The organism is Helicobacter sp. UBA3407, from assembly GCF_949747025.1.
Lineage (GTDB): Bacteria > Campylobacterota > Campylobacteria > Campylobacterales > Helicobacteraceae > Helicobacter_D > Helicobacter_D ganmani.
Window position 1 is genome coordinate 1 of record NZ_CATKCB010000215.1, and the last position, 4,712, is coordinate 4,712.

The 4,712-nt window shown below is 38.6% G+C and carries 6 protein-coding genes; all 6 read left to right on the plus strand.

Annotated features, from left to right (window positions below; all coding sequences use genetic code 11):
* Positions 1-1,552: type I DNA topoisomerase (gene topA / locus Q1553_RS07720; RefSeq protein WP_300842886.1), on the plus strand; the 1,552-nt coding region annotated here is incomplete at its 5' end.
* Between the two features lie 9 nt (positions 1,553-1,561).
* Positions 1,562-1,963 carry a pyridoxamine 5'-phosphate oxidase family protein gene (locus Q1553_RS07725; protein ID WP_115551714.1) on the plus strand — a complete coding sequence of 134 codons (402 nt, stop codon included), beginning with the start codon at positions 1,562-1,564 and terminating at the stop codon, positions 1,961-1,963.
* A 1-nt stretch (position 1,964) separates the two neighbouring features.
* Positions 1,965-2,804, plus strand: a complete 840-nt coding sequence (locus Q1553_RS07730) for a biotin synthase (protein ID WP_297570498.1) — start codon at positions 1,965-1,967, stop codon at positions 2,802-2,804.
* Positions 2,804-3,769, plus strand: a complete 966-nt coding sequence (locus tag Q1553_RS07735; RefSeq protein WP_298497031.1) for a YihY family inner membrane protein — start codon at positions 2,804-2,806, stop codon at positions 3,767-3,769. Before Q1553_RS07730 ends, Q1553_RS07735 begins: the two co-directional genes overlap by 1 nt.
* 192 nt (positions 3,770-3,961) lie before the next feature.
* Positions 3,962-4,090 (plus strand): hypothetical protein, encoded by a 129-nt coding sequence (locus tag Q1553_RS07740; RefSeq protein ID WP_281270109.1) that lies wholly within the window; start codon positions 3,962-3,964, stop codon positions 4,088-4,090.
* A 58-nt stretch (positions 4,091-4,148) separates the two neighbouring features.
* Positions 4,149-4,712 (plus strand): CNNM domain-containing protein (locus Q1553_RS07745; protein ID WP_300842887.1); only part of this gene is annotated, 564 nt, incomplete at its 3' end.

The following is a 4,712-nucleotide window of genomic DNA, read 5'->3' on the forward strand; positions in this document are numbered from 1 at the left end:
AAAAGGAATTGTAGAATCTCTTAAAAAATCAAGCTTTAGCATACAAAATATAGAAACCAAGCGACGCAAAACCGCTACCCCACCACCTTTTATGACTTCTACCTTGCAACAAAGTGCAAGCTCACTGCTTGGATTCTCTCCCTCACGCACGATGCAAACTGCGCAAAAACTCTATGAGGGGGTGATGACGCATCAAGGCTCTATGGGCGTGATTACTTATATGAGAACAGATAGTTTAAATATCGCCAAAATTGCGCAAGAGGAGGCGCGCAAGTTGATTGTTAAAACTTATGGTAAGGAATATGTGCCAACCAAACCCAAGATTTATGCAACTAAAGCAAAAGGCGCGCAAGAGGCTCACGAGGCGATTCGCCCAACTTTAATGGATTTCACACCGCAAATTGCTGCACAATATCTTAAAGGAGATGAGTTAAAGCTTTATACGCTTATTTACAAGAGATTCTTTGCTTCTCAAATGAGTGATGCGGAGTTTGAGTTGCAGAATCTTTGGATTGGCAATGACATAGCACTTCTAAAAGCAAGCGGGCGTAAGCTGCTTTTTGATGGTTTTTATCGTATGTTAGGTAATGAGGACAAAGACAAATTATTGCCGACTTTAGAAGTTGGAAGTGCATTGCGATTAGAAAAATGCAAGGACGAAAAGCGTGAGACAGAGCCCCCGTCAAGATTCTCTGAAGCAAGCTTGATTAAAACTTTGGAATCCTTAGGAATAGGGCGCCCAAGCACCTATGCCCCAACGATTTCTTTGCTTACCTCAAGGGATTATATCACGATTGAAAAAAAGCAAATCAAACCTCAAGAAGTGGCTTTTAAAGTAGTGGAGTTATTAGAACAGCATTTCAATGAAATTGTGGATTCCAAATTTACTGCAAATTTAGAGGAAAAACTTGATGAAGTGGCGGAATCCAAGCAAGATTGGCAGCAACTCTTGTGGCATTTCTATGAGCCTTTTATTCAAAAGATTAGCGAGGGTAAAACAAAGATTCAAAGCCAAAAATTAGCAATTCCCATCGGAAAATCCTGTCCGCTTTGTGGTAAGGAGTTGGTGCGTAGAAACAGCCGATATGGTGAGTTTGTGGGGTGTAGTGGGTATCCTAAGTGTAAATATATTCAAAAAGAATCTAATCTTTCTAATGAGGAATCGCAAAGCTTTGGGATTTGTGAAAAATGTGGTAAGGAAATGGTGAAAAAACGCGGTAGAAATGGAGAGTTTCTCGCTTGTAGCGGTTATCCAGAATGTAAAAATACAAAGCCTTTGAATCCAAGTCAAAGGAGCGCACCACAAGCTTTGGAGGGTGTGAAATGTCCAAAATGTGGTGGAAATATTTTGGAGAGAAATGGGAGATATGGGAAATTTTATAGTTGCAGAAATCACCCTAAATGCGACTTTGTCGCTAAATTTCCACCAATAAACCAAAAATGTCCCAAGTGTAATTCCTTGCTTATGCGCAGAACATTTAGAAATAAGCCCATTTTAGAATGCTCCAATCCCGAGTGTAAAGAAAGAATGGACGATATACAATCTACTTAAGGAGAGAAAATGACACAAGAAATTTTAGATTTTTTAGATAAAAATGTAGGATTTTTGGCAACCAAAGGCACTTGCGGGAATCCTCGCGTGCGCCCGATTCAATCGCCATTATTTTATCAAGGCAAATTGTATTATTGCACTTCTAAAACCAAAGGAATGGTGAAGCACATACAGAATTTTTCCAATGTAGAACTTTGCGCTTTTGATTCTAAAGAAACTTGGATAAGAATCCGCGCGGAAATTATCTTTGAGGATAATGCGGCAGTCAAAGAAGCAATGTTTGTAAAATATCCTTTGGTAAAAGAAATTTATACAAGTCCGACAAATCCAGATTTCGCTGTTTTTTATTTCAAGAATCCAAGCATTAAAATCCAAAACTTTAGCGGACGCGAAGAAGTCATAAAGGATTAAAATGCAAGAGATTTTTTTATGTAGCATTTGCAATGTCTCTAGCGGAAGCTGTGCAGAGGATTGCGCGTATTGTACTCAAAGCGCAAAATATAATGCGGAGATTGACAAGTATAAATACAAGCCGATTCCACAGATTTTGGAGGAAGCAAAGAGGGCAAGCAAAAATGGTGCATTGGGATTCTGTCTTGTTACAAGTGGGCGCACTTTGGATTCTAAGCGAACAGAATATATTGCAGAAGCTGCCCGTGCGATTGTCAAAGAGGGATTGCATTTGCATTTAATTGGTTGCAATGGAATCGCAGATGTGGAATCCTTAGTAGAACTGAAGAATGCGGGAATTGCGAGTTATAATCATAATTTGGAAACAAGTCAAAACTTTTTTTCTAATATTTGCACCACGCATAGCTTTGAGGAGCGATTCCAAACAAATGAAAATGCCAGAATTGCAGGGCTTGGACTATGCTGTGGTGGAATCTTTGGAATGGGGGAGAGTTGGCAGGATAGAATGGACTTTCTCTATGCTTTGCAAACGCTAAATCCTCATACTACGCCTATTAATTTCTTTATCCCAAACCCAGCATTGCCCTTAACTCAAGAGATTCTAACTCAAGAGGAAGCGTTAGAGTGTGTGAAGTTAGCGCGTGAATATTTGCCAAATGCTAGGCTGATGATTGCAGGAGGGCGAGAGCGCGTGTTTGGAGAGGAGCAAAAGACACTCTTTGAATGTGGGATTAATGCGGTGGTGCTAGGGGATTATCTGACGACTAAAGGCAACACACCAAAAGAGGAAGTGGAGCGGATTAAAGCTTATGGATATGGAATTGCAAAAAGCTGTGAGTAATGAAAGCAAATAACATTCAAAAGTCAGAATCCTTGCAAGACTTGGAATCCCAAGAAACAAAATCAGAAGTGAAATCCAATGCAAAGGATTCCTTTATAAAGCTGTTGGAATTACGAAAGCTATGCAGTTTTGGCTTATTCAAAAGTATTTGTGCGAAAATTTGGTTGCTTGTGCGCTATTTGTATGTGTTTTTAAAAGGCGATTTGCTGTATTATGCCTCAAGCCTTAGTTTTTACACGATTTTTGCGCTTTTGCCTATGCTTTTGATTGTGTTTTCGCTTGTTGCCGCAATGCCAGAGTTTAGAGAAAATTTAGAAAGTTTTAAAAATCTCATCATTACAAACTTTATCCCCACGCATTCCGATGTTTTTTTAAGTTATATGGATAGTTTTTTACAAAACTCCACAAAGCTTGGTGGAATGGGATTTATCTACGCTTTTATTACTTCTATTTTGTTTTTTAAAAACTATCAAGATATTGCAGGAAAAATTTTTCACTCCCACACACGCGGTTTTTGGGATTCTATTTCTGTATATTGGACTTGTATGACGCTTTTTCCATTAGGGATTCTATTTTCTATTTATTTAAGCACCAAAGCGTATGCATATTTGCAAGAGTTGGGTTATAGCACTTATATTGCTTGGCTTTTTCAGCTGATACCTTATTTGGTAGTGTGGGCGGTGTTTTTTATGCTTTTTAAAATTTCTGCAAATACTAAGATTAGCAATAAAAATACCTTGATAAGCTCCCTTATTACCGCACTTTTATGGTCTATTTGTAAATGGGGATTTGTTTATTATGTGTTTTATAACAAAGCTTATTTAACGCTTTATGGTTCTTTTAGTATTTTGCTTTTTTTGTTTATTTGGGTTTATCTCTCGTGGGCGATTCTACTTTTTGGAATGAGTCTTAGTCGCGGGATTGATGAAGTTTTTATTCAAGAGTTAGAATCGCAAAGTGAGTAGGGGGAGTTTGTAAGCAACTCACTACCGCCTTCTTATGGGATTCTGCCCCTCTTGTCATTATGAGACTTCGTAAGAAGTCGGGGCAATCTATAGTTTTGCATATAATAATTTTTTCAATGGAATCGCGCAAGTATGCTTGATTATGGATTGCAACACTAGTGTTTGCAATGACGGAGGAAATGGAATCTCGCAATGACAAAACCAAACTACTACGCAATGTGCGCTTTGTCTCTTGCTCCGCTCATTCCTTGTAATGACGCGGTGGTTGGCTTTATGTCTTTGTGCGATTCCATATTTAAAAGCAAAAATCTAAAATTTTAAATACCCATTAGGAAAATATGCTAAAATTACAAAATTTTTTATTTTTAAAGGATATTTTTTGGAAACAGAGTCGCTTCTTTTGGCTATTTTCGCACTCTTTTTGGTAATGTTGAATGGTTTCTTTGTGCTTTCTGAATTTGCAATCGTCAAGATTCGCCGTTCTCGTTTAGAGGAATTAAGTAGGAGAGAAGTTCCGAGTGCGAAATTAGCACTTAAGATTACAGGCAAGCTAGATTCTTATCTTTCTGCTACACAGCTTGGCATTACGCTTTCCTCTTTGGGGCTAGGTTGGGTTGGCGAACCTGCGATTGCGCGTCTGCTTGAAAAGCCTTTTAAATACTTCATAGGTGAAAATCCTGTTCTACTACATTCTGTTAGTTTTGTTGTTGCGTTTAGCTTTATTACGCTTTTGCATGTTGTAGCAGGAGAGTTGATTCCAAAGTCTGTTGCAATTGCGAAATCTGAAAAGGCAGTGTTGTTTGTGGCGAAGCCTCTACATATGTTTTGGATTCTCTTTTTTCCTCTGATTCGTATTTTTGACTATTTGGCGGTTTTTTCTTTGCACAAAATGGGCATTAAACCCGCAAGTGAGGGAGAGGAGAGTGCGCACTCCGAAGAGGAG